The organism is Paenibacillus terreus, from assembly GCF_042138595.1.
GTDB classification, from domain to species: Bacteria; Bacillota; Bacilli; order Paenibacillales; family Paenibacillaceae; genus Paenibacillus; species Paenibacillus terreus.
Genome location: NZ_JBHIRX010000018.1, coordinates 12239 through 35853, shown reverse-complemented (window position 1 = coordinate 35853; position 23615 = coordinate 12239). Strand labels below are relative to the sequence as shown.

The following is a 23615-nucleotide window of genomic DNA, read 5'->3' as shown; positions in this document are numbered from 1 at the left end:
TGACTAGTAAATGAAATTACCGGCAGCCAAGTCAGCCACATCCCCACTGAGGGAATGTGGCTATTTGCTATCCCATCCTTAATAAGGAGCGATGAAACCGTGCCCATCTCCCTTTTTTCCCATCGGATCAAAGAACTGCCGCCCTTCACCCCGAGAGGCCCGCCTCTTGGGGTGGAGGTTAAAGGCAGGAATAGCAAAATGTCATTTTGCGTGAAACACCGCGTGGAAGCAGAGCTTCCACCGACATTTTTAGCGAATTTGCCCCGACGATCGAATGTCACTGACGGAATTCTCAAAAGGAAGGTGGTACCTTTGGCCCAAAATGAAAAAACGGTCCAGATTACCGTCAAGCTTCCCAAAAAGCAGTATGAAGCATTGAAGAAATACGCCGCTTCCAAGCATCTGAGCATGGCAGATATTGTGAGGGCTTTCGTACAAAAAGGGATGTCGGTGGAAGCCTATACTGAAGAGATTGACTTCATCACCGGCATCATTCGGCAGGAGATCTCGATTGCCATTAATGGCCTCAGCAATCGACTCGCTGGACTTGCTAGCAAGGATCTCATCATGTCTGCCGCAGCCTACTACTCCACGATTGCTATCATCGCCGACCTGATCGATACAAACCGCTATACCACCTTTCGGGAAATTGAACGGAAAGCACGGCAGCTTGCGGTCGAGTACACCAAGATGAAGCTGACCGATGCGGAAAAGCTGTTCCTCTCCGGCGATACGTTCGAACGCAATTTGGAACGGTTGCGTGGTGATGATGGCGATGTCGCTGATCTATAAGCAGCGGTTCTTCCATCCCAATCACCGGAAAACCGCAGTCAGCAACTATGTGCATATTGGGTATATTGCCACCCGCCCCGGTGCGGTTCGACATGAAAACTTGGGCCACGGATTGTTTGGCAAGCTTAAGCCTGGCAGTCTGCAGGCATTCGATTCCTGGCAGGAAGTCGCACGGATCGCACGGCAGATTTCGCGGGAAGGCAAGAATATGTATCGCAGTGTCATTTCATTTCGGACCGAGACTGCGTTTGAACTCGGTTTAACAGATTTCACCGATTGGCAACAATATATCGAACAGCATATCTCCACCCTTGCCGCTCATAACCAGATCAAGATTGAAAACTTGTGCTGGGCTGCTGCCTTCCATAATGAGCGTAATCATCCGCATCTTCACGTGGTGTTTTGGGACAAGTCGCAAACCATCATGAAGAACTTCACCCACCCCGAAATTCCGAACCGCATTCGCAAACAACTCATCAAAGACACCTTCGCGTACAAAATCAGGGAATTTTGTGCGCAACGAGACCAGTTTAAAACCGGCATCACCGAAGTGACGGACAGCATCCTTGAGGAATTTGAAGCCTATATGAAGCGACTAAATCCCAAAGCTTTCCGAGCCTTACAGCATCGATTTGAACAAGAGGATGAGGATTCCCTTCTCCGCTTCCCCAAGCACCACCTGATCGAACCCGATTCAGTCAAACAGTGGGCCAAAAAGTTATTCGATCTGCGCCGGAACATGCCGAAAAGCGGCAGGCTTGTCTACAAGCTATTGCCCTCGGAAACCAAGCAACGGGTAGATGCAATGGTTCAAGATTTGTTGAACGACAATCGGTATTTGGCACAAATGGTAGAAAACTATGTGCAAGCCAAGCTGAAGCTGGCTATGCTCTACGACAGCCATCCTGACCGATTAGGAACGCTACGCACGAGCTATCGAAACGAAGCGGAAAAACGTATTGCGAACCGCATTCTGCAAACCGTCCGTACGATGATTCAGTTGGAGAAGGAGGCCACGTCGAGCTTTCGAGAAGTCGATCGGCAATATGCGCTGGCCGAGCAAATGCTGCTAGAACTGCTTACCGCAGCGGAAGGGTGGATGATGCGTGCCGAACTGAATTACGACGACAAGGCCAGAGTCATGGGCGGAGACTTATCCAAGCTCGCCAAAAAGGAATGGCTGCTTCGACACAAGGATCGCGGTATGGAGAGGTAATCATTGAAACCTATTTAAAACCCGAAAGGATGAAACAACATGCTTTTCACAGATAGACACCTGCAAGGCCTGGAACAGTTAATGAAACAGCCCCCACGCCGAAAATCTACTCAAACAAACAAAACCAACCAGACGAAGGTAACCGCCGCCCCTTCCCCTACTCGTCCTGATCCAAAGAGCGTCCGAGAAACCAAGTGATCGGAATGCAGAATCCACACTAACTCCATCTTTCTCGAAAAACTTACCATCGTCCCATCCGAAAGGAATGAACATGAGATGAAAAGTAAAAGTGAATTTTACAAAGCGTTCTTCACGACCTTGGCTGAACAGGGCATTGAGGTCAAACGCTCAACTTCAGCAGACTACTTGGCAGACCTTTTTTGGAAAGACCAGCTCGTCGCCTTCTATACCCGCATGGATACGGTCGAGCGCAATCCGTTTGTTACGGTCCCGGACCGGTTGATGTCACAAATCCAAGACTTAGCCCGAAAGACAGCGCTGCAGCTTGGGATATGCACCGAAAAGCCGTATACCGAGAATACGCCTAAGATTACAAATGGCGTGTACAAACTTTGCGAGTACGGCGATGTCGTCCTTGCCTGCAAACACCATCCGCTGTTTGAATTCGTCTTTTCCACGTATCGTTTATCCCCGGACAACAATACGCCGGTACAGCGGCAATACTTCTATGACAAGGAACAGGCGCTGGAAAACTTCGCCTGCCGCAGTGGACTAGTGGATGAAAAGAAGCTATTCAGCGAAAATGAACTCATCCTCATTCATGACGAAATCGTCAAATTCCTCATTAGTCCGAACGACAAAACCATCGACCAATTTGAACAAGCGCAGATTTTGATTGAGAAACTGGAAGATGTGCTGCCTGAACTAAGTGATCGGGATATCCAACTGGATTACGACCAGCAGTTCGCCTACGATTACGACGGTAATCCGGATGCACTGGAGCTTGCCGAAGATCGCTGAAAGGAGGGCTCCTTATGTCCAGACCGGAGATTTCCATTTGGGGCAACATTTTGACCTGCGCGGAGATTGCCCTGCATGTGTATGAAATGATAGCCGAACGGGGAGGCGGAATCGTCATCGACGCCGACCACGCCAAAGAACAGTTAAGCGAAAAAGCACTCAACATCGGGGAACAACACGGTGACCATGTATACTTTGACGATGCCAAAAGCTCAGTTCCCGCCTACGAATTGCTCCAGAAAAATGCGATTACGGATCCCGAGTTCAAGGAGCGCTGCGGCAGTCCGGAGCAGCTTGCCGAGGATGGCAAGTTTTTCGCTCCAGAATACTTCGGCTCACTGCAGGCTCCGGAAAATACACCTTGGGGAACGGTGACAAATAGCCAACCTCTCCATAATGGACTGTATTTATTAGAGAGCGACGGAAAATGGCAGCTTGCGGTACACCAGACTGTCGCTAGTCATTGCTTGTCGGACATGGCCCAAGAGCAAGCTGCTAACCATGGCGAATATTTGTATTATCCGCTGGACCATTGTGCCGTTCCAATCTATGAGTTATCTGCCTCTCATCCTGCGGTCATGGCGCAGGTGGTCAATGAAGACAGTCTGCTGCACACACTTTGCACAGACGACCCGCTGTATGTCGCAATGCATAACCAACACACCGAAGAGTGGGGACATATCCACGACCGTCCCGCACCCAAATCGCTGTTTTTGCAACTCCAATTGGACCAGATTGCTGAGCAATCCCATGAACAGGAAAACCCTACCTTCTCCCATGCTGCTAATCCCTCTCTTTTGTCGTTATCTGCCAAAGAACCTGAGCCGGACGACTTTTTTGAACCGACCGAGGAACTGGAACTGTGAAAACGAAGCAAAAATGGGCAATCTCCTTGCTATTGTTCGGGATTGGGGGCATACTCAATCTCTTTATCAGTACCGCCCTCCACCGTCTGTTGTCTGGCAACACCTCCCGACTTACATGGTCAACCCTCGAGTCATGTCTGTCCAGTCTGATATCCAACAGCCAGCATGTTTTGCTGTTCGTCTGTTTGCAAGGCTTCATTTCACTGCTTACCGTGCTGTTTTTCACGACCAACAACCGCCCCTACCAAAGCAAGCTGCAACGGGTTGCTCCTGGCATCGAAACACCGATTTCAACCGGGCAGCATCAACACGGGTCGGCCCGCTGGCTCAAGGAGGAGGAGTGGCCACGAGCTTTTGACCATTATTCGCTCGATTTTCGCCATCCGCTGATCCGACATTTGATCGATAGCGGATACGATGATTTAAACTTTCTGAAACCGCCAAAACAGGAGGATATGCACGATGAAGCTGTTTCATCCAAAAACGATCCCCAAACCTGATTCACCACCACCAGACGCGACCAAACCGCTCAGCCTCAACTCCGGTGGCATCGTGCTGGGAATGAACCCGGAACGCGGACGTGAGGAGCTTTACTATGTCGGCGATGATGTCCATACGCTGTGCATAGGCGCAACGCGCAGCGGTAAATCCCGCTCGGTCGTTCTGCAATCCATCGGTCTGCTGGCCCTCGCCGGCGAATCCATGGTCATTTCCGATCCGAAAGCGGAATTGCTTCACTACAGTGGCCCTATGCTAGAGAAGCTCGGCTACGAGGTGTTGGAACTCGACTTCCGCCACCCGGAAAAAAGTCATCACTACAATCTGCTCCAGCCGATTATCGATGCCGGCCTTGCCGGTGATCAGGAGCAGGCCGAGATGCTCGCTTGGGATATGACAAATGTCTTGGTCGGTAAAGCCCAAGGTGAAAAGATCTGGACCAACGGCGAGATGTCGGTTATCGCCGCTTCCATCCTCAGTGTCGTATGGGATAATATCAAACGTCCCGAATACCAGAACCTGACCAATGCGTACTGGTTTCTAGCCGAGATGAACAAGCAAATCGGCAACAAAACACCGATGCAAGAGTACGTCAAACGTTTGCCGCAGCATCATCCGGCCCGAGCGCTGCTCAGCATCTCCGATATCGCCCCTTCCCGTACCAAGGGTAGTTTCTATACTTCGGCGTTAACGACGCTGCGGCTGTTTACCTCCAAATCCATATATGCCATTACCCATAAAAGCGACTTTTCTTTAGCCCAGCTCGGCGAAAAGAAACAGGCGCTTTTTATTGTTTTGCCGGATGAAAAGACCACATTCTTCCCTGTTGCATCCCTGATGGTTTCGCAGCTTTATGAACTGCTGACCGCCGAGGCTGACAAGCGCGGCGGGCGGCTCAAGCGGCGCGTTAACTTCCTGCTGGACGAGTTTGGCAACTTTACGCCCATTGCTGACTTTACGAACAAGCTGACCGTAGGTGGCGGACGCGGGATGCGCTTCAACCTGTTTTTGCAAAGCTTCGAGCAACTCAAGGAAAAGTACGATGCCCATGCCGCCAGCACGATCAAGTCCAACTGCCAGACATGGATTTACTTGCAGGCTGATGACCTCGAAACTTTGCGAGAGATTAGCGAAAAACTGGGGACGTACACCACTTCCAGCTATTCACTCTCCTCATCGCACGGCAAATTCTCGACACCGAGCACTTCACATTCGCTGAATTTGCTGGAACGCAAGCTGCTCACCGTGGACGAAGTGCGACGCATCTCGCGTCCTTATCAGATCGTCCTCTCCCGCAGTCATCCGGCCATGATGTATGCTCCCGATCTCGGCAAATGGGCATTCAACCGCATGATGGGGCTGGGGGACAAGGAGCATAACCGCAAAGTACGGGAGGAACGGGAAGCGCGGCGGCCGATTCGGACCAACACGAGAGAGGAGGTGAAACTATGGAACATATGGGTGTACTACCACAAGGACATCACCCGGCAACTGGCAGAACAGCAGCGCGCGGCGGCCGTGCAAAACGGTTTTTCCCCTTTTTCGTTCGACGATTGAAAAAAGGAGGCCAGGCGGTACTTCAGTTCGCGTTATCTGCGGCTTGGGCGGGACTTTTTTTCTTTTCGTCCGTTTCCTCCGTTTTCGCCTCTGACATCAAGGGCAGCAAGCTGGCTACCGGCACGGAAAAATTGATTAACGATGTGACCACTTGGCTGATGATTTTGTCCCCTGTCGTGTCCGGCGTGCTCATCATTTACTTTTTTATCCGCCGGTCCGCAGCGGACGAAATGGATCAGAAAAAATGGAACAATCGGATCGTTGCTGCCATTATCTCTTGCATTGGCGCGGTACTGGGTTCGGCTACGCTGAACATCATTATTGGCTATTACAAGTAAGACAGGCCTGCTGGATCACGGCAGGCTTTTTCAATCTTCATACCATTTAGGAGGTTACCCAACATGAAACAATGGCTGAAAGTCGCGAAAAACAAAATCGTCCACTCGGTTGTTCGGACCAAGCAAGCGTTTGGCAACCGGCGCGGTGAAGGGTTTGTCGATACGGCGGGTGCGTCCGTAAGGGCAGAGTGACTGCACAAAGTCACCATGTTCGAGGACGATGAGAAAATCTGCTTTGGCAAGCAGCAATGAAACATATCCAAAATCATTGTCATCATCCCATTTATCCAAAAGGGAAACCTGGCGGGGAGTGTAGCATATGGGAAAATCCCTAAGTCAGCCTAACGATCAAGGCTGCGACTGCAAGGGTGAGATGAAACGTCAAAGACGAGGATCAAGGCTGAATTGCCTGAAGGATAGTCCAAGGGGTTATAGTCGAGACCTTAACGCAGGATCGTTGTAGCGTTAAGCGGTGCAGGAGCTGCATAGACTGCGGGTGCAGCCGTCCGGGATATGTGTACCGACCAACTGGAGTAACCAGTAAAGGACGAACGTCCGATCCGACACTTTGACAGGCCTGTTTCTCATCGTCTAAACGGAGATTGCCTAAACCGGAACGCCGGAAAATCGGCTATGCGTAATGCCGCGAGGGGATAAATTTCAAGGGCTGACCCCCAAGAAAGATGACGCTGAATATCCGGTAAGGCAACGGAGCTTCCATAGTAGTCCGAGAACCCTGAATTGACAGGGAAAGCCGTAAAATCGGATGCGGATAATGCCGCTCACATGGCGAAGGGAAGCAGTCTGTCTCTTAATACAAAGAATGGAAGGATGCGTGAGGCATTGAGAAATCCAGTCGAAGTATTAAACAGTCTAGCACAACAAGCATGCAAGGAGAGCTATCGCTATGAACGCCTGTACCGCAACCTGTACAACGTAGAGTTCTTTCTGTTGGCTTATCAGAATATCTACGCCAGCGATGGCAATATGACGGCAGGAACCGATGGTCAAACCATCGACGGTATGGGTGTAGCGAGAATCGAAACACTGATTGCCCGTTTGAAAGACCACAGCTATCAGCCTCATCCGGCGCGACGTACTTACATCAACAAAAAGAACGGCAAGAAGCGTCCGCTGGGTATCCCCTCCTTCGAGGACAAGCTGGTGCAGGAAGTGGTCCGCCTGATTCTGGAGAGTATTTATGAGCCGACCTTTTCAAATCTGTCTCACGGATTCCGTCCGAAGCGAAGCTGCCATACTGCTCTGCTGCAACTGCAAGCCAATTTTACCGGAACCAAGTGGTTTATTGAGGGAGACATTAAAGGGTTCTTCGACAATATTGACCACGCGGTATTGATCCAACTTCTGCGCAAACGAATTCAGGATGAATACTTTATCGCACTCATCTGGAAATTCCTCAAAGCAGGTTATGTCGAGGACTGGACCTTTCATGGCACGTATTCCGGCACGCCGCAAGGCTCTATTGTCAGTCCAATTCTATCGAACATCTATCTGAACGAATTGGATGGCTACATGGAGCGGTTGATGAAGCAGTTCAACAGCGGCCAAAAGCGAACCAAAAGTGAGGCTTATGCCCATCTGGAACAAAAGCTGAAATACATGCGCTATAAAAAGTGTTCCTCTTCCAACTGGGAAAAGCTTAATGCAGCAGAAAAGCAGCAGACGGTGAAAACAATCAAAGGAATTCGCAGCGCCATGCACCAAACCGCCTACTCTGATCCGCAAGACAGCAGCTACAGGCGTCTTTTCTACGTCCGGTATGCAGATGATTGGCTGTGCGGCGTCATCGGCAGCAAGGCGGATGCGGAGGAAATCAAGACGAACATCAAGGCATTTCTGGCCGACACGCTCAAACTGGTGCTATCGGAGGAGAAGACCCTAATTACCCATGCCCATGACAAAGCGCGTTTTCTTGGATACGACATTTTTGTTGCGGACAACGAGAGCCTGCGAAAAGACAAAAATGGTTATACCCGGCGCACCCGTAATGGCAAGGTTAAACTGTTCGTCCCCCGTGAAAAGTGGCAGAACAAGCTCGTCGAATACAAAGCTCTCAAAATCAGCTTCCATAACAGTCAAGAAGTGTTCCACCCAACCCATCGCACGTATCTCATCAGCAATGACGACCTGGAGATCCTGAACCAATACAATGCTGAAATCCGGGGCATGTACAATTATTACCGCATCGCGGATAACGTAAGTGTCCTCGGTCACTTCAACTATGTGATGAAGTTCAGCATGTTCAAAACCTTTGGGGCCAAATACAAGCTTCGTATCAGCCAAGTGCGGAAGAAGTACGGATATAAACGCTTTGGCGTAAAATACCACACAAAAGCAGGCGAAAAGACCTTGTATTTTTACGATGGCGGCTTCAAGAAGGATCAAACAGGAACAGCCAACGCCGATGTGGACGCGGTTCCCAAAGTGTTTCGCAACAGTAATCCGACAAGTCTGATTACGCGGCTAAAAGCCAGCCGCTGCGAATGGTGTGAGGCGGAAAATGTCCGTTTGGAAATTCACCACGTCCGCAAGTTAAAAGACTTGAAGGGCAAAAAACGTTGGGAGCGGCTGATGATCTCTCGAAGACGCAAGACATTGGCCTTGTGCGGGCCATGTCATGATCGTTTGCATGTTGGAAAGCTAGACTGATAGACAGATGGAGAGCCGGATACGCTGAGAGGTGTACGTCCGGTTCGGAGGGGAGCGTTTGAAGACCTGCCGCTCGTAAAACGGCAAGGCGTTGGGCGCTTACCCTACTTAAAATCCTGATGGGTGTTGTTATCGGGGCGCTGGTGCTGGCAGGTCTGTACCTTTTGTTTGAAGACACGATTCTGCCTACGTTGACGGAGCGGATTAAAGATATGTTCGATTACGGGGGATCCTTACGGTGATCGAAGCAACCTCGTGAAAAGGAGAAGGCGATGGAGAAAATCCTACTACTGCTCATCGTCGCGATTTTAAACGGTGCCCTGATTTATATGGACACGCTGTTAAAAGACATTATGCCGATTTCCTTATACGCGGAACGTTTCATGTCGCTCTCTACCGGCGTGGATCTTGCCGAAAGTTTGTACGACATTTTGTTTTCATTTGGCATCGCTCTAATGATTCTCAAGTTTTTAAAGAAAGGCTTTGAAATCTATGTGCTTTGGACGGATGGCGACCCGGACGAAGAACCGCTATTTTTGCTAACCAACTTTTTCCGGGCGCTGGCGGTTGCCATATGTTTTCCCACCATCTACTCTTGGCTTGCTCAAATTGTGGAGGAGCTGACCGATTTGCTGCTTAACGCGATTGGGCAATCGACCAGTTATGACTGGCAAGTCTGGGTAGAGGTCATCAGTTCGGCGGGGCTCGTAACCGCGATTTTCGGGCTCATTTTTGTCATCTGCTTTTTCATTCTCTATTTTCAATTCTTGATGCGGGGACTGGAAATGTTCATCTTGCGTGTAGGGATTCCGCTTGCTTGCGCCGGACTGCTTGACAATGACCGGGGCGTCTTTCGTGCTTACGCCCAAAAATTCATGCAGTCCATGCTGGCGGTCGTTATTCAGATCGCCTTGGCCAAGCTCGGCGTCGGGCTGATGCTGCAAAACCACATATTCTGGGGCATGGCCTGTACGGTGCTGGCTATTCGCACGCCACGCTTCCTTTCAGATTTCTTGATCACTACAGGCGGCGGAGGCGGCATTGTGAACAATGTGTACCACAGCGTCAGGCTGGTTGGCATGGCCCGCAAGATGATGAAGGCCGGGTGATCCTATGGTCACCTTGGAAGAATTGGCGCAAGCGCTCATTGTCCTGATTCGCCTGGGTTGCTCGGCCCGCTTTATTTACTGCATGGTGCGACTGGCCGGAGCCGAGGAAGAAGCTACCCGCTACAAAAAACGCGCCCGTAATGTGGCGCTTTTTTATGTGCTTGCGGAAAGTATCTGGCAAATCAAAGAAATCGTTTTGTTTTACTACCAGTAAACCCGAAGGAGTGCTTATATGTCGTCCGAAGATCAATCGCTTTATATCCCGCTAGGCGTGAAACCGGAAGCGGAATGGTTTCCCGGCTTCGGTCAACGTCAGCTCGGACAAGCGGTCATTGGATCGCTAGCTGCCGCACTAATCGCCGTCGTGTTATGGCTCGTTTGGGGTGGTGTGCCAATAGCCGTGGTCGTCTTCCTGATCGGGGTATCCGCTTCGGTGATGATGACAACCAAAGATCGGCACAATCTGTCCGTGCTCGATCAGATTACCTTTATGATTCGCTTTCTCAAAAGCCAGAAGATGTACCCTTACCGCCGTCTGGATGAATGGCCGATGACGAAGCGCATGACGTAATGTTTTCCGATCCGTTACTTCTTATCAAAGGATTTTTGTTCGGCGCTCTGCTTCTGGTGACCAGTTACCACGATATCCGTACCCGTGAAATTCCGAATAGGCTGCCGCTTGCGATCCTCGGCATTGGTATGCTGCAAATCTCCCTGATCCCGGCCATCGCCGGGCTTGTTATCGCCGGCTTGCCCTATTTGCTTGCGGCCATCATCACCAAAGGGAAGATCGGCGGCGGCGATATCAAGCTGATGGCAGCTTCCGGCTTTGTGCTGGGACCCGCCGGCGGCTTACTGCAGAGTGTTCTAGGCTTGTCGCTTGTACTCTTCTTTGCCGCCGGACTTGCTGTTCAAGGCGGTATGGTAAAAGCCGCAAAAACTCCCTTGCCGCTGGCCCCTTTTCTTTCGGCCGGCGGCTTAGCGGCGTTTTGGCTGCTCTATTTTTGTTGAACGAGGAGGCTCCAACCGTTTATGAAATGGTTCAAAAACCGCTCCATCCTCGGAGCATGCTGCATTATCCTCTCCCTGATTCTTTGCCTCGGCATTGCCCCGCTGATCAATCGAAGTGCCAGCGGGACGATAGCTATTGTCCGGGTCATCGAAGACGTAGACAAAGGAACACCGATCAAACTTGAACAGGTGGAAACCGTCGAAGTAGGAGCGTTCCATCTGCCGCAAGAAGTGCTGAAATCCGCCGATGACGTAGTCGGAAGATATGCCGCCACAGATCTCAAAAAGGGGGATTATTTTCTGCCGTCTAAGCTATCGGCAGTTCCGCTTGACGCCTACCTCATGCGTTTGGACGGACAAAAGCAAGCTTTATCCGTCACGATCAAAAGTCTCGCGGCAGGGCTGTCGGGCAAACTGCAACCCGGCGACATTATCAGCCTGATTGCCGCCGACTACGGTGATCTTCGCTCGACCACCTTGCCCCCGGAACTCAAATATGTGGAAGTGCTGTCAGTAACAACTAGCAGCGGTCTCGACGCACAAACTGGAACCAGCGAAGAAACTTCCGAGGATGACAGGGAACTGCCTTCCACACTCACCCTTCTCGTGCTGCCAGAGCAAGCGATACTTTTAACAGATATCGAAAACAAAGGCAAACTACATGCAGCTCTCGTCTACCGAGGAGACACGAAAACCGCTCAAACGTTCATCGCTAAACAGGATGAATATTTTATAGCCCAACAAACGAACACGGAGGGTGCCGTCCATGAGTAACAAACTCGTCGTTATTTGGGGCAGTCCATCCAGCGGAAAAACGGTTACGACACTCAAACTGGCCCAAGCTCTTGCTGCTAAAAGCAAGGACGTGTTGGCGATCTTTAGCGACCCGCTTTGCCCCTCTATTCCGTTTTTGGTTCCACAATTTGCGAATAAACAGCGCTCTCTCGGAGAACTGCTCAGTTTACCCACGCTGGCTCAGGAAGACCTGTTTCGTTATTCGCTCTCAATCAAAGGTACCCCTCATCTCGGCCTGCTCGGTTACAAGAAAAGGGATCATGTATTTACCTACGCCAACTACGAACGAGAGCGTGTCGTGGATATGCTGACCTTGGCAAGACATACCGCCGATGTCGTTCTGGTCGATTGCGTCAGCTACGTGTCCGCCAATTTGCTTTCTACCGTAGCGATGGAACTGGCCGATACGGTTTTTCGGTTTCATACGTGCAATTTAAAAAGCATTATGTTCTACGCCTCCAATCTGCCGCTCTTGTCCGACACCCGCTTTCAGCACGCCGCGCAGGTCCCGATTCTTTCTAACCTCCGGCCCGATCAGGACAGCCGCACCTACGGTCAGGTGGTCGGCGGCATCCAGTTTCATCTTCCGCATGTTCAAACCCTGGAGCAGCAAACGCTCGAAGCATGCTTACTCGATCCGCTACCGTCCGGCAAGGAGGCGGTGGCTTATCAGCAAGGGCTGGCCCAAATGATGCAGTTGATTGTCCCCGAGGAATGTCCACCCTCAGCACCTGTCCGAACCAGCACCTCTGTCGGCCAGTGGCTCAAAAAACGGTTATGGAAACGGCGAGGTGAACGGAAATGAATCAAGCCGCAGTTTATTTCTCCAGCCAGTCCAAACCATTCGATGACGTATTGAAGGAAGTACAAGCCTACCTCTCCGGTAAATATGCAACGCTGCTCAGCCGCCATCCGGCAGAACAAAAGCAGCAACTGATTGCCTATATCAATCAGTACCTGATTGACCATCGATTGCATGTACCGGGGTTTTCGTTTGACGAACTGGCCAATCGGCTGTATGCGGAAATGGTAGAGTATTCTTTTTTGACCCGATATCTGTTTTCACGGGAAGTCGAGGAAATCAACATCAACAGTTACAATGACGTGAAAATTAGCTACACGGATGGCCGCATCATGCCCGCTGACGAGCAGTTTTCCTCTCCAGAACATGCGCTCAACGTCATCCGGCGTTTGCTGCATCAGTCCGGCATGATCCTCGACTACTCTCAGCCCATCGTGCGTGGACACTTGGCCAACAATATCCGTATTACCGTGTTCGGTGCGCCAGTAACGGATAAAGAAAAGGGCATCGCCGCATCCATTCGGATTGTTAATCCGCAGAAGCTGGCGAGAGAGGATTTTATCCGTGGCGGCACGACTACCGGTGATATGCTGGATTTCTTGAGTCTTTGCTTGCGATACGGCTTATCCATCTGTGTTACCGGAGCTACCGGCAGCGGCAAAACGACATTAATGAGCTGGCTGCTCTCGACGATTCCTAATGATAAACGTATCTTTACGATCGAAAACGGCACCAGAGAGTTTGACCTTGTACTAACCGACGATGAAGGGCACGTGCTGAACAATGTGGTGCATACCGTCACCCGCTCCAGCGACGATCCTCGCCAAAACATTGATCAGGAAAAGCTGCTTGAATACGCTTTGACCGCCAACCCCGATCTCATTTGCGTCGGTGAAATGAAATCCGCTGAAGCATTTGCCGCCCAGGAAGCCGCCCGCACCGGTCATACGGTGATTACCACCACTCACGCCAATTCTTGTCTGGCCACGTATTACCGGATGGTGACGCTTTGTACACAAAAATACGAAATGAACGACAAGACGCTGTACAATCTGGTAACCGAGGCATTTCCGATTGTCCTGTTCATCAAAAGATTGGAAGATAACGTCCGCCGCATCATGGAGATCACCGAATGCCGTATTTTGCCGGATGGAACCCGAGACATCGTTCCGTTATTTCGCTATGCCGTTCGATCCACCCAGGAAATTGCCGGACAAATCCGCATCGAAGGCGATTTTGAAAAGGTAAACGATATCTCCCCTGGACTGCAAAAGCGCTTAGTGGAGAACGGTTTGCCGCTCTCAGTTCTGCAAAAGTTGTTAGCAGGAGGTGAAAAGCCTTGACGTTCCTATTGCTGCTTTCCTTTATCGGGCTGTCCGTTGGCATCCTGCTTCTCCTCCGCTTATCTCCTCGGCAGTTGTTGCAGGAGCTTGCCGACCGCATGCAGCACCGGCAAACCCGCAAGCTGCCGATCGGCCGAAAAATCCGCACCGTGCAACAGCCGAAAAAGTTGAAAGGTTGGCGGGCTACCATTGCCGAGGCTACAGCTATCCTGCAACAAACCGGTAACGGGCAGCGGCTTGGATGGCTGTCTGTTCTCTCCCTTTCGCTCGCTGTCGGGGGCTCAATGTTGGCGTTGCTGCTCGGTAATGTCTGGTTGTTGCCTGTATTGGCGTGTGGCTTTGCCTTGTTACCCTTCTGGTTGGTGTTATTTACTGCCACGTTTTATAAAAAGCGGCTTCATGCCGAACTCGAAACAGCGCTATCCGTCATTACGACTTCCTATCTCCGCAGCGAGAACATTATTTCCGCCGTAGAGGAAAATCTCCCTTACTTGCATCCCCCTGTTTTCGATGTGTTTCAAGCATTTCTGGCGGAATCCAAACTGATTCATACCAATCTGCGCTTGGCGCTGACGCAGCTGCGCGGACGAATTGACAACAGTGTATTCCAAGAGTGGTGTGATGCGCTCATGGCGTGCCAAGAGGATCGGACGTTAAAAACAACGCTGATGCCAATCGTGAGCAAGCTATCGGATATACGCGTCGTATCCGCTGAATTGGATGTAGCCCTGTACGAGCCGTTCAAAGAGTTTCTGACCATGGCGCTACTGCTTATCGGCAATATTCCGCTGCTTTATTTTCTGAACCGGGACTGGTACCGCGCGTTAATGCATACGACCCCTGGTCATATTGTGCTGGCGTTATGTGCCCTGACTCTACTCATCTCGTTGGCCGCGGTCATTCGACTGATGCGCCCACTAGAATATAAACGATAAGGAGGAACACCATGAATGACAAAGAAATCGCCGTTATACTGGGCACATTGATTGATGCTGATGCCAAGGAATTCGATAGTTTGGAAAAGCTCATTGGGCTTTACGGGCTGGACGAGTTTTTCCGGCAACTCCAAGAGTGGTCGTCGTTTTCTGCCGCGAGCATCGAGAAGCTGCAGGCGGTGCACGTCATGATCCGTCACTTTTCCAGACCAGATGCCCCGTCCGCGCAATAAAAGGAGGAAACAGGTATGGATGACCTCGCCTCCGTAGAGAAGTACGCCCGGGACTTTATTCAGTCCGTCCATAAACTAACCCAGATCCCGCTCCGTAAGCTGGAACGATACGGTACTTCAAACAATCTGATGAATGTGTTGGAACGTCCCCTCACCTTGGAACCGACCGAGTTGCAGCTAAAAAAGCTCGAGCAACTCAACGCCTTTCTGCGAGCCTATCGCATCCTGAAATGGGAAGAAGAAAACGCCAAGCAGGTCATACGTTCCCCGCATGACGCCGGAAGTTACTTTAATGCGCTGCTGGAAGGTATCCGGGATCGGGAGCGATTCATGGTCGCTTTTTTGGATAACGGCAATCACATTATTGAAACTCGTACGCTTGCTGTAGGCAGTATCGACCAGGCACCGATTTATCCGCGCTTTATTTTAAAAGCAGCGCTCAATTCCGACTGTTCCTCGATCATTTTGGCTCACAACCATCCCGGAGGAAGTATGAAACCTTCGGCCGAAGATCTCCTGTTGACGAAACGATTGGTCGACATTTTTAATCCGCTGAATATTAACATTCTCGATCACATTATCATTGGTAATAAAGGTTTTGTTTCACTGGCTGAGTTAGGCAATTTGCCGAGAGTCGCGGAGGGCCCCGCCAGTTATGAAGCCATTACTATGAATGTTATAGTTCATGATGATTGGCAACACTACAATGCTTCTGTAAACCCCTGGCATGCTAATCACGGTCCCCTTGAAGATGAGTGGGAACGGTAAAGGAGGTGTTATCCGAACATGACTGGGATTCTTTTGGGCTTCGGACTGTGTTTTGCAACCGGAGCTTATTTGTTGTTGGCTGATCTTTTTCATGTTTCTACCCTGGCTAGTACAAAGGCTATTTTACAGGCAGCCAAGCTGGGAAAAACCAATACGTCCGGCCTACATGTGCTTCTCTTTCGTCTTTCGGCATGGCTGGCCGAACGTTTGCCCCTCACCGCTTACTATAAACGCAAAACGGAAGCTACACTTCGCTCTGCAGGCATCCGTCTCACTCCCGAAGCCTTTGTTGCACAAGCTATCATTAAGGCTATCCTGATTTTTTGCGCGGGTATCGCATCGCTTCCTTTACTGCCTCTCCTCTCGCCGTTATTGATCTTTCTGGCGATTGCCCTCTTTTTTAAAGACATGCGCTCCGCTGATGAGATAGTACGAAAAAAACGGGAACAAATCGAAGCGGAACTGCCTCGCTTTGTCGCCACTATTTCCCAGGAATTAAAGGCTTCACGGGATGTCATACACATACTGGAAGTCTACGCTAGTAACGCTGGTGAAGGCTTACGCCATGAGCTGCAAATTACGATTGCGGATATGAAAAGCGGAGATTTGGAAACGGCACTGTTACGGCTGGAAACCCGTATTGGCAGCACGATGCTGTCCGATGTGGTACGCGGGCTACTCGCCGTTCTGCGCGGTGACCAGGGCATCGTCTATTTCGAAATGCTGGCGCATGATTTTAAACTGTTAGAAATCCAGCGTTTAAAACGGATCGCGATGAAGCGTCCCGCTAAAGTCCGAAAATACTCATTTATGATGCTGGGTTGTTTCATCCTGACGTACATGGTCATTATCGGCATGGAAATCTTTAAAGCGCTAGGCAAGCTGTTTTAACGCTTTGGAAAGGAGGCTTTCTATGCAGCGAGCCATCGCCTCCCGCCGCGGAGAAGGCTATGTCGATGTGGTTGTCATCGTACTCGTGGCGATGCTGAGTATCGCACTTGCGCTCAAAGTGTTTCCGGTATTTATGGCGCAACAGCAGCTCAACACGTTCGCCGATGAACTGGCGCGCGAGGCTGAAATCGCAGGTAGAATTGGACCGGAAACGTCGGAGCGTGCCCGTGAACTACAGGAACAAACCGGGCTAAATCCTATTATTGAATGGAGCAAAACCGGCGCGGTTCAGATCAACGAAGAAGTTACGGTTATTTTGAGAACAACCGTCAACATTGGCTTATTCGGAAATTTTGGCTCATTCCCCATTGAACTGTCAGCCGCCGCAACAGGAAAGTCCGAGGTGTACTGGAAATGAATCGTTTTAGGAATAACCGATCCGGCGGCGGATACCCGCTTGCGGTAACCGTCGTATTATTCATCTTGATTTTCTCCTGCGGTATTTTTGAATATTTTCGGCTAGCTGTCATCGCCGCGCAGGTACGGGACGCTACGCAAAGCGCTATACTTGCTGTCGCAACGGAAAACTACAGTTATGTCTACAGTGGATTGCGTCAAAGTTATTCAGGCGCGTTTGTCCGGTCCGGAGACGAGTGGCAAGAACAATGGTCGGCCGGCGATATTTATGGTCGAATTAGCCGAAATTTAGGCCTCGTTAAGGAAGGAACAGAATACGTGCGGAAATCCTCTGACCAGACCGAATATAGCATTTCCGGGCTTGATGTAAAGATTCTGAATTCGCCCTTTGCTCCGGAGTCATCGGATTCGGCATACCAGTTCACCGCCGAGGCAAAGATCCATTTGACGGTTCCACTTTCTTTTGGCTGGGGCCACCTGCCCCCTATGCAGGCCGATTTGAACGTACAGGCTGTGTATAGACCACGATTTTAACGACAAATCACATCACGGTTCGAGTTGGATTTTACAGATTTATACAGTATAATAAAAGTAACCATTCCTTTTCTCGACCTTCTTATGTAAAAGGAGATGAATCCGTATGAAGCGAAAAGCTTGGCTGCTTACAGGCGGCATCGTGGTGCTTGGGTCCATCGGGATATTAGCGTTTAACCTCTCATCGGATAAGCCTGTTAAAACCGAACCCGTTATCACTGTAACCCCTTCCCTTACCGTCCCCGATCCTGCTGATATTGACATACCAAAAAGTGCAATGGGAAATTCTCCCGAAACCCAAGCTCCGAGCTCTTCCCCTGTCGTGTCTGACGTAAAACCGGATCAGGAACCAACGATCAAGGAACAACCTGTCCTGCAGCCGGACAAGGGACCCCAGCATGTCGAAGTTCCAATTACCGAACCGGAGTCGACGCCGAAGCCGAACGAGCAGCCTAAACCGAAGCCTAAGGAGACAAAAAAACCGCAATCTCCGACGTCTCCCCCAAAGAATGATAAAAAGGAAACGAAGCCGAGCGAACCGGAGGAGGAGCCTAAGGCGGGCGAGCAAGGTAATAGCGGGAAAGTATATGTGCCCGGTTTCGGTTGGGTGGAAGACTCGGGAGACAACAAAGGCGAGCAAAGCAGTTCGGATGGAGACTGGGACAAACAGGTAGGTACGATGGATTGATTATATTTTTTGTACAAGGGTACAGGCAGCCGCCTGTACCTTTTTACTTTATAAAGAAGGTGATTCTTTTGAAGCGGATTCTTTGGGTCCTGCTAACTTTTTGCTTATTGATCAATCCCACACATTCAAATGTCTTTGCCAACGGAGACGGGAACATTGATAATGGCGGCGGCGGTATGGGCTCAGGTACGTCTCAAAATAAATGGACTCCCGGCTATGACGGCGTAAGAATAACTGTGGTTCGAGCGTTGGATCAAAAGCCTGTTTCCGTATCCATAGACTACACCAATAAAATGCCGTCCACAGGATTGATCCATTTTGGGAAAGTAAGCAAACTTCACTACCATGTGGGAAAATCACTGTCGGTGCAAGTAGGAGGATATGCTTATCAGATTCCCGCCACACCTATGCCAAGAATTGTCAGTTCCGAAGATTCAGTAACCAACATCGAGGTTATCAAAAGGTACTTTTGTTCAGAAGGTGCCGTCAAAATGGTCGCCAATGATACCGGGATCGATTACAACACATTGACGGACGGAAACTACAAACTTCTGTTGGAGCCCATCGCATATTTTACGTTCCAAGGCGGTTTTATGGGAATGACCGCGCATGAAGCCGCTCTGTACGACCAACTCTTAAATGGCGGTTTACGCTCCAAAATGGTCAGCCTTACGCATCAAAACTTGCCTTTGGCAATGTTTTTGGAAACTCCTGACTTGGGGTATCCCGCGTGGAACGGCTCTGCTAGCGGTCGGGTCAGCAATCACCAGATCATCACTTCTCTAGGGCTTGGTATTGTACGGTTTAATGACGCACCAGTGACACCTCCGCCTAGTCAAACAAACTTTCAGTACAGAGCCAACACCGACGTCATAACTGCCGTATGGCTTTCGACCTCAGACCAGATCACACCCGATTCCCCAGCCAGCGTGACGTTTCGTGTCTTAGGCAGCAGTTACACCGTAACCAATATCGTCATCCCGGAAGGAGATAGCCAGCTTGTTTGGATGAAGTGGCGTACCCCTAGCAAACCGCAATCGCTGTCCATACAAATCAGTTCCTCTGACGGCACTTTGAGCGCTAATTCCATCACCGCCTCCATTGTCGATCTCAATCAAAATGTGCCGCCTGATCCAAAAGCTACAGATCGAAATGACAGCTTCCGCCAACCCTCTGTTCCCTCCTACACCGCGAAGAAATCTTCCTCTTGGGGCGTCTGGTCGGCACATTGGCATTCGGATGGGGAAGGCCACGGCTGGTGGGAGTTCGATTGGACAGAATATTCCGCCACGCTGTCCGCTACGCAATCCGTTCTCCCCGACGCCAAATCACCCTCAACAACCAAGTCCCTTAAATCCGGATACGGTATTGATATCCGCACGTCCACCATCATATCTTCGAATGCACCTAGTAGTCATACTACTGGAGTGCAAACCGCTGTATCCTATTTCCCCGAGTTTCAATATAAGTCGTATTGGCGGTTGCACGACCTGAAAACGGGCGCATATAACGCGAGCTTCTGGCTGAAGCCCAATGACTATTCCACGTATCGAAGCCGGGTTCATTTCACTCCTATCTGGTACCCGGACGGATCATATACCCCAATCACCCGAGTAATGGATGCATGGACACCCGACGGCATGCTTACGTTGCAACTGCAAACTCCGGTTACGATTTCCGGCAACCTGTTTTCCGACTGGCATATCGCCCCGCAAAAAAACAAATAGCGAAAGGATAGTGCTGCGAACATGCTGCTGCCAATCCTCATGCTGCTTCTCTGCTTGCTCGGCGGAGGAGCAGCTTTCTTTTTCCTCCGTCATGGCAAACGCCGCTCGAAAGAAGCGGCGGATCTCACGGCGCAAACGGCTCAGCAGTTTGTCAATGTCAGGGATATTCAAGGTCATTTCCTGTATACCATGGACGGATGGATGCTCTGCTACCTTCGTATTTTTCCGATCAGTCTGGATTTATTAAGTTTGACCGAAAAGCGGTTACTGATCCGCAAATTAACGGCTGAACTGTCTTCCATAGGCTTTCCTTTCAAGTTTCTAGCTGTCAGCCGGCCGGTAGATATTTCGCCATTGATTAACGACCTGTCCTCCCTGCTTTCAGTTGCAGACGCCACGCAAAAGGAATTGCTGCGGCAAGAAGTGTTGGAAATGAACACGCTGGCGTTGTCCGGCGAAGTTGTGGAGCGGCAATTTTATTTGGCGATCTGGCAACGGCAGGATGCTGGCGGAGAAAGGGATTTGCTGGAGAAAGCCAAACGACTGGCTCAGCACTTTGAAGATGCCCAGGTGCAGGCTCATCTCTTAAAGCAGCAGGAAATCGTACGGTTATGCAACCTGGTCAACAATCCCGCTTACACTCATCTGGATCTCGATGAACCGGAAAGCATAATTCCGTCTCTGTTCCGAATGGAGGCGTGAGGGATGGACCCGACAACCGCAAAACTGCTGGCACGCCTGGCTGTCAAAGCTGCTACTGACGAACAAGCCCGCAAGCGCATATTGATGCTGATCATCGCCCCCGTCGTCATTTTCTTACTGCTTGTCGCGATGGTACTGCAATTGCTGACCGCGCCTTTTGAGACGCTCAAACTTTGGCTAACTGCGGATGAAACCATTGTTGTTGACGAAATACGAACCGATTACGGATATACACAACTGGTGCAAAAAAACGAGGATAGCTACATGGAAAGTTACGGTCAGCAATATGAAGGCGTGGTATTCAAGGATGGGAGCCGCGAGGTGGTGTACTACAACCAACTTGATTCACGCTGGGCAGACAAGCCTTATGGCCCCCGCGATACGATCGGCGTTGCTGGCTGCGGGCCAACTTCACTATCTATCGTCGTGTCCACACTGACGGATAAAACTGTCGATCCGGTCGCCATGTCCAAATGGGCTTATGACAACGGCTACCTCGCGGAAGGAACCGGCAGCTATCATAGCCTGATCCCCGATGGAGCCAAACATTTCGGCTTAAAAGTACAGGGAGCTACGGTCAACGAATCACAAAAAATCATTGATGCCCTTGCTGGCGGTAAACTTATCATCGCTATCATGAGCAAAGGTCATTTTACTTCTTCCGGGCACTTTATCGTCCTGCGCGGCGTTACCGACGACGGTCAAATCTTGGTTGCCGACCCGGCCAGCAAAAAACGAAGCGAAAAGGAATGGGATTTTTCCATCATTCTCAAGGAAGCCCGGAAAAACGCCGGTGCCGGAGGTCCATTTTGGATTATCAATCCCTGAAAGGAGGACGGAATTCGATGAGTAAAAAATCACCCGAGCCAAGTGTAAATGCCTCACTTTTAAATGCAATCACTCCAATGGGTCTCTCCTTCTCTCGTAATGGTCTGGTTGTCGGAGAAGAATCCGCCAAAGTATATGGTGTGATTCAATATCCGCAAAAGGTTGAGATCGGATGGCTTTCCACTTTGACCAATCTGCCTGCTACAATGGTAGCCATCGGATTTCACCCCATCGACAATAGCGCCTTGATCAATGCCATTTCCAAATCGATCACGCAAAACCGCAGTCTCGCCGACACCGCCAAAGACCCGCTCACCAGACAGCGTGCCGAAAAGGCAGCGGTTGATGGCGAGAATATTATGCTGCAAATCGACCAAAATGGCGAAACAGTGGGACTCATGAATTTAGTTGTCATGCCGTTTGCCCATGAAGAAAGATTGTTCACGCGTGCCTGCAGGAGAGTGGAGAACACGTTCAGCATGATGCGCTGCAAAATCCGTACATTGGCTCATTTGCAAAAAGAAAGTTTCCAACACCTCTCCCCTTTGTACCCCGCACAGGAACAAATTGCGCAGGTGTTGGATAAAATCATGCCGATGAGTTCCTTTGTCGGCGGGTTTCCATTTGCCAGCAGCGGTTTCAATGATGGAACCGGGTATTATTTGGCCAAGGATGCCAACGGCGGGCTGATTATCGTTGATCTTTGGCGGCGCGGCGGAGATCGGACAAACTCCAACATCGTTATTATGGGCGTGGCGGGTGTCGGCAAATCGACAGCCGTGAAGCATATTGCGATTAGCGAATACATGAAGGGAACAAAAGTTATCTTCATTGACCCGGAGTCCGAATACAAAGAGCTATGTCAGCGATTGAACGGCGACTGGATTAATGCGGGCGGTGGAGCAGGCGGCAAAATCAATCCGTTGCAAATCCGCCCGGCTCCCCGCGACAATGAAGACGAAACACACCCGCTCTACAAGGACGAAGGCAACGGAATGTCGGATATGGCATTGCATCTGAAAAACTTGGAAATCTTCTTTAACCTCTACGTTCCCGACCTGACGATGATGCAGAAAGCCGTTCTTAAACAATGCCTGATTGAACTATATAATCAGTTTCAAATCACCTGGGACACGGACATTAGCCGACTCAGCAATTCCGATTTCCCCACTTTCTCCGATCTCTATGATCTCCTGCAAGCCAAAGAAACAAAGCATGGCGACGAAGTCTATAAAGAATTGGCCTTGTTGCTTCACGACATTGCGCGCGGCGGAGACGCCTTCCTTTGGAACGGCCACAGCACTATTCAAACCCGCAGCCGCTGCATTTGTCTCGATACTCACTCACTGCAAAACACTTCCGACAACATCAAGCGAACCCAATACTTTAATCTGCTGTCCTGGTGCTGGGAACAGATGTCACGGGATCGGAATGAGCGGGTGCTCCTCATCTGCGATGAATCTTACCTCATGATCGACCCGAACGTACCACAGAGCCTCGTCTTCCTCCGAAATGTTGAAAAGCGCGCTCGGAAATATGAAGCGGGCCTTGCGATCATCTCCCACAGTGTTGTCGACTTCCTGGCTCCCGAGGTCAAAATGTACGGACAAGCCCTGCTCGATATCCCTTGCATCAAAATACTAATGGGGACTGATGGAAAAAACTTGCAAGAGACTCGGGAGCTATACAACTTGACCGAAGCGGAAGAGGAATTATTGGCAAGTAAAAAACGTGAACACGCTTTGCTGATGATCGGCTCCAAGCGCATGCATGTCCATTTTGAGATTCCCGAGTACAAGTTCACTTACATGGGAACGGCGGGAGGACGGTAAGGCGTGGACAAAAAGAAACAGCTTCTTGAGCTTTTCCTCTATGTCGCTCTTGTAATTGTGGGGACGATTTTATTGTTCATGA

29 protein-coding genes are annotated in these 23615 nt (G+C 50.3%); 28 read left to right on the top strand and 1 reads right to left on the bottom strand.

The window, feature by feature from the left end; genetic code table 11:
* The first annotated feature begins 312 nt into the window (after positions 1-312).
* From ACE5KN_RS24805 to ACE5KN_RS24770, 8 genes are all read left to right on the top strand, one after another.
* The gene (locus ACE5KN_RS24805) at positions 313-792 is read left to right on the top strand and encodes a hypothetical protein (RefSeq protein WP_375527398.1); all 480 of its coding nucleotides are present in this window, start codon (positions 313-315) and stop codon (positions 790-792) included.
* Entirely contained in the window at positions 776-2008 is a 1233-nt protein-coding gene (gene mobP3, locus ACE5KN_RS24800) for a MobP3 family relaxase (protein ID WP_375533173.1), read from the top strand. The genes ACE5KN_RS24805 and mobP3 overlap by 17 nt, the downstream gene beginning before the upstream one ends.
* A gap of 276 nt (positions 2009-2284) precedes the next feature.
* Positions 2285-2989: a hypothetical protein gene (locus ACE5KN_RS24795; RefSeq protein ID WP_375527397.1), complete on the top strand. Its 705-nt coding sequence runs from the start codon at positions 2285-2287 to the stop codon at positions 2987-2989.
* A gap of 14 nt (positions 2990-3003) precedes the next feature.
* Positions 3004-3855, top strand: coding sequence for a hypothetical protein (locus ACE5KN_RS24790; protein ID WP_375527396.1), 852 nt, complete (start codon positions 3004-3006; stop codon positions 3853-3855).
* A complete protein-coding gene (locus tag ACE5KN_RS24785; protein WP_375527395.1) occupies positions 3852-4355 on the top strand; it encodes a hypothetical protein in 504 nt (167 codons plus the stop codon). Before ACE5KN_RS24790 ends, ACE5KN_RS24785 begins: the two co-directional genes overlap by 4 nt.
* Positions 4318-5910, top strand: a complete 1593-nt coding sequence (locus tag ACE5KN_RS24780; protein WP_375527394.1) for a VirD4-like conjugal transfer protein, CD1115 family — start codon at positions 4318-4320, stop codon at positions 5908-5910. The genes ACE5KN_RS24785 and ACE5KN_RS24780 overlap by 38 nt, the downstream gene beginning before the upstream one ends.
* A complete protein-coding gene (locus tag ACE5KN_RS24775) occupies positions 5907-6248 on the top strand; it encodes an Mbov_0395 family pilin-like conjugal transfer protein (protein WP_375527393.1) in 342 nt (113 codons plus the stop codon). Before ACE5KN_RS24780 ends, ACE5KN_RS24775 begins: the two co-directional genes overlap by 4 nt.
* A gap of 63 nt (positions 6249-6311) precedes the next feature.
* Entirely contained in the window at positions 6312-6440 is a 129-nt protein-coding gene (locus ACE5KN_RS24770; protein WP_375527392.1) for a hypothetical protein, read from the top strand.
* A 273-nt stretch (positions 6441-6713) separates the two neighbouring features.
* On the opposite strand, the gene ACE5KN_RS24765 is transcribed toward ACE5KN_RS24770, so the two are convergent.
* Complete coding sequence (locus ACE5KN_RS24765) at positions 6714-6836, bottom strand: 2Fe-2S iron-sulfur cluster-binding protein (protein ID WP_375527391.1); 123 nt, start codon at positions 6834-6836, stop codon at positions 6714-6716.
* 255 nt (positions 6837-7091) lie between these two features.
* Between ACE5KN_RS24765 and ACE5KN_RS24760 the strand changes: the two genes are divergently transcribed.
* The 20 genes from ACE5KN_RS24760 to ACE5KN_RS24665 all read left to right on the top strand — a co-directional run bounded on the left by ACE5KN_RS24760 (position 7092) and on the right by ACE5KN_RS24665 (position 23533).
* Positions 7092-8918, top strand: coding sequence for a reverse transcriptase domain-containing protein (locus tag ACE5KN_RS24760; RefSeq protein WP_375527442.1), 1827 nt, complete (start codon positions 7092-7094; stop codon positions 8916-8918).
* A 113-nt stretch (positions 8919-9031) separates the two neighbouring features.
* The gene (locus tag ACE5KN_RS24755) at positions 9032-9160 is read left to right on the top strand and encodes a DUF6133 family protein (RefSeq protein ID WP_445993927.1); all 129 of its coding nucleotides are present in this window, start codon (positions 9032-9034) and stop codon (positions 9158-9160) included.
* Between the two features lie 30 nt (positions 9161-9190).
* A complete protein-coding gene (locus ACE5KN_RS24750) occupies positions 9191-10027 on the top strand; it encodes a conjugal transfer protein TrbL family protein (RefSeq protein WP_375527390.1) in 837 nt (278 codons plus the stop codon).
* A gap of 4 nt (positions 10028-10031) precedes the next feature.
* On the top strand, positions 10032-10241 hold the full coding sequence (locus tag ACE5KN_RS24745) for a mercury transporter (protein ID WP_375527389.1): 210 nt from the start codon (positions 10032-10034) through the stop codon (positions 10239-10241).
* An 18-nt stretch (positions 10242-10259) separates the two neighbouring features.
* Complete coding sequence (locus ACE5KN_RS24740) at positions 10260-10598, top strand: hypothetical protein (protein WP_375527388.1); 339 nt, start codon at positions 10260-10262, stop codon at positions 10596-10598.
* Complete coding sequence (locus tag ACE5KN_RS24735) at positions 10571-11038, top strand: prepilin peptidase (protein ID WP_375527387.1); 468 nt, start codon at positions 10571-10573, stop codon at positions 11036-11038. The genes ACE5KN_RS24740 and ACE5KN_RS24735 overlap by 28 nt, the downstream gene beginning before the upstream one ends.
* Before the next feature lie 21 nt (positions 11039-11059).
* Positions 11060-11812 (top strand): Flp pilus assembly protein CpaB, encoded by a 753-nt coding sequence (gene cpaB, locus ACE5KN_RS24730; protein WP_375527386.1) that lies wholly within the window; start codon positions 11060-11062, stop codon positions 11810-11812.
* Entirely contained in the window at positions 11805-12638 is an 834-nt protein-coding gene (locus tag ACE5KN_RS24725) for a hypothetical protein (RefSeq protein ID WP_375527385.1), read from the top strand. Before cpaB ends, ACE5KN_RS24725 begins: the two co-directional genes overlap by 8 nt.
* Positions 12635-13978, top strand: coding sequence for an ATPase, T2SS/T4P/T4SS family (locus ACE5KN_RS24720; RefSeq protein WP_375527384.1), 1344 nt, complete (start codon positions 12635-12637; stop codon positions 13976-13978). The genes ACE5KN_RS24725 and ACE5KN_RS24720 overlap by 4 nt, the downstream gene beginning before the upstream one ends.
* A complete protein-coding gene (locus ACE5KN_RS24715) occupies positions 13975-14913 on the top strand; it encodes a type II secretion system F family protein (RefSeq protein WP_375527383.1) in 939 nt (312 codons plus the stop codon). The genes ACE5KN_RS24720 and ACE5KN_RS24715 overlap by 4 nt, the downstream gene beginning before the upstream one ends.
* Before the next feature lie 11 nt (positions 14914-14924).
* Positions 14925-15146 carry a hypothetical protein gene (locus ACE5KN_RS24710; RefSeq protein ID WP_375527382.1) on the top strand — a complete coding sequence of 74 codons (222 nt, stop codon included), beginning with the start codon at positions 14925-14927 and terminating at the stop codon, positions 15144-15146.
* 15 nt (positions 15147-15161) lie between these two features.
* The gene (locus ACE5KN_RS24705) at positions 15162-15914 is read left to right on the top strand and encodes a JAB domain-containing protein (RefSeq protein ID WP_375527381.1); all 753 of its coding nucleotides are present in this window, start codon (positions 15162-15164) and stop codon (positions 15912-15914) included.
* An 18-nt stretch (positions 15915-15932) separates the two neighbouring features.
* Positions 15933-16805: a type II secretion system F family protein gene (locus ACE5KN_RS24700; RefSeq protein WP_375527380.1), complete on the top strand. Its 873-nt coding sequence runs from the start codon at positions 15933-15935 to the stop codon at positions 16803-16805.
* Between the two features lie 22 nt (positions 16806-16827).
* The gene (locus ACE5KN_RS24695) at positions 16828-17223 is read left to right on the top strand and encodes a DUF4320 family protein (RefSeq protein WP_375527379.1); all 396 of its coding nucleotides are present in this window, start codon (positions 16828-16830) and stop codon (positions 17221-17223) included.
* Positions 17220-17756 (top strand): hypothetical protein, encoded by a 537-nt coding sequence (locus ACE5KN_RS24690; protein WP_375527378.1) that lies wholly within the window; start codon positions 17220-17222, stop codon positions 17754-17756. The genes ACE5KN_RS24695 and ACE5KN_RS24690 overlap by 4 nt, the downstream gene beginning before the upstream one ends.
* Before the next feature lie 106 nt (positions 17757-17862).
* A complete protein-coding gene (locus ACE5KN_RS24685) occupies positions 17863-18444 on the top strand; it encodes a DUF6550 family protein (RefSeq protein ID WP_375527377.1) in 582 nt (193 codons plus the stop codon).
* A gap of 59 nt (positions 18445-18503) precedes the next feature.
* Positions 18504-20171 (top strand): DUF8193 domain-containing protein, encoded by a 1668-nt coding sequence (locus ACE5KN_RS24680; protein WP_375527376.1) that lies wholly within the window; start codon positions 18504-18506, stop codon positions 20169-20171.
* 21 nt (positions 20172-20192) lie between these two features.
* On the top strand, positions 20193-20873 hold the full coding sequence (locus ACE5KN_RS24675; RefSeq protein WP_375527375.1) for a TraC-like domain-containing protein: 681 nt from the start codon (positions 20193-20195) through the stop codon (positions 20871-20873).
* 3 nt (positions 20874-20876) lie between these two features.
* Positions 20877-21701 carry a C39 family peptidase gene (locus tag ACE5KN_RS24670; protein WP_375527374.1) on the top strand — a complete coding sequence of 275 codons (825 nt, stop codon included), beginning with the start codon at positions 20877-20879 and terminating at the stop codon, positions 21699-21701.
* A gap of 17 nt (positions 21702-21718) precedes the next feature.
* The gene (locus ACE5KN_RS24665; RefSeq protein WP_375527373.1) at positions 21719-23533 is read left to right on the top strand and encodes a VirB4 family type IV secretion system protein; all 1815 of its coding nucleotides are present in this window, start codon (positions 21719-21721) and stop codon (positions 23531-23533) included.
* Positions 23534-23615: the final 82 nt, after the last annotated feature.

What these genes read in the sequence shown, in the direction of transcription:
- mobP3 (WP_375533173.1), top strand. Translation starts at nt 776, where the DNA reads ATGTCGCTGATCTATAAGCAGCGGTTCTTCCATCCCAATCACCGGAAA.
- ACE5KN_RS24795 (WP_375527397.1), top strand. Translation starts at nt 2,285, where the DNA reads ATGAAAAGTAAAAGTGAATTTTACAAAGCGTTCTTCACGACCTTGGCT.
- ACE5KN_RS24790 (WP_375527396.1), top strand. Translation starts at nt 3,004, where the DNA reads ATGTCCAGACCGGAGATTTCCATTTGGGGCAACATTTTGACCTGCGCG.
- ACE5KN_RS24780 (WP_375527394.1), top strand. Translation starts at nt 4,318, where the DNA reads ATGAAGCTGTTTCATCCAAAAACGATCCCCAAACCTGATTCACCACCA.
- ACE5KN_RS24770 (WP_375527392.1), top strand. Translation starts at nt 6,312, where the DNA reads ATGAAACAATGGCTGAAAGTCGCGAAAAACAAAATCGTCCACTCGGTT.
- ACE5KN_RS24765 (WP_375527391.1), bottom strand. Translation starts at nt 6,836, where the DNA reads ATGAGAAACAGGCCTGTCAAAGTGTCGGATCGGACGTTCGTCCTTTAC.
- ACE5KN_RS24750 (WP_375527390.1), top strand. Translation starts at nt 9,191, where the DNA reads ATGGAGAAAATCCTACTACTGCTCATCGTCGCGATTTTAAACGGTGCC.
- ACE5KN_RS24745 (WP_375527389.1), top strand. Translation starts at nt 10,032, where the DNA reads ATGGTCACCTTGGAAGAATTGGCGCAAGCGCTCATTGTCCTGATTCGC.
- ACE5KN_RS24740 (WP_375527388.1), top strand. Translation starts at nt 10,260, where the DNA reads ATGTCGTCCGAAGATCAATCGCTTTATATCCCGCTAGGCGTGAAACCG.
- ACE5KN_RS24735 (WP_375527387.1), top strand. Translation starts at nt 10,571, where the DNA reads ATGGCCGATGACGAAGCGCATGACGTAATGTTTTCCGATCCGTTACTT.
- cpaB (WP_375527386.1), top strand. Translation starts at nt 11,060, where the DNA reads ATGAAATGGTTCAAAAACCGCTCCATCCTCGGAGCATGCTGCATTATC.
- ACE5KN_RS24725 (WP_375527385.1), top strand. Translation starts at nt 11,805, where the DNA reads ATGAGTAACAAACTCGTCGTTATTTGGGGCAGTCCATCCAGCGGAAAA.
- ACE5KN_RS24720 (WP_375527384.1), top strand. Translation starts at nt 12,635, where the DNA reads ATGAATCAAGCCGCAGTTTATTTCTCCAGCCAGTCCAAACCATTCGAT.
- ACE5KN_RS24710 (WP_375527382.1), top strand. Translation starts at nt 14,925, where the DNA reads ATGAATGACAAAGAAATCGCCGTTATACTGGGCACATTGATTGATGCT.
- ACE5KN_RS24705 (WP_375527381.1), top strand. Translation starts at nt 15,162, where the DNA reads ATGGATGACCTCGCCTCCGTAGAGAAGTACGCCCGGGACTTTATTCAG.
- ACE5KN_RS24700 (WP_375527380.1), top strand. Translation starts at nt 15,933, where the DNA reads ATGACTGGGATTCTTTTGGGCTTCGGACTGTGTTTTGCAACCGGAGCT.
- ACE5KN_RS24695 (WP_375527379.1), top strand. Translation starts at nt 16,828, where the DNA reads ATGCAGCGAGCCATCGCCTCCCGCCGCGGAGAAGGCTATGTCGATGTG.
- ACE5KN_RS24690 (WP_375527378.1), top strand. Translation starts at nt 17,220, where the DNA reads ATGAATCGTTTTAGGAATAACCGATCCGGCGGCGGATACCCGCTTGCG.
- ACE5KN_RS24685 (WP_375527377.1), top strand. Translation starts at nt 17,863, where the DNA reads ATGAAGCGAAAAGCTTGGCTGCTTACAGGCGGCATCGTGGTGCTTGGG.
- ACE5KN_RS24675 (WP_375527375.1), top strand. Translation starts at nt 20,193, where the DNA reads ATGCTGCTGCCAATCCTCATGCTGCTTCTCTGCTTGCTCGGCGGAGGA.
- ACE5KN_RS24670 (WP_375527374.1), top strand. Translation starts at nt 20,877, where the DNA reads ATGGACCCGACAACCGCAAAACTGCTGGCACGCCTGGCTGTCAAAGCT.
- ACE5KN_RS24665 (WP_375527373.1), top strand. Translation starts at nt 21,719, where the DNA reads ATGAGTAAAAAATCACCCGAGCCAAGTGTAAATGCCTCACTTTTAAAT.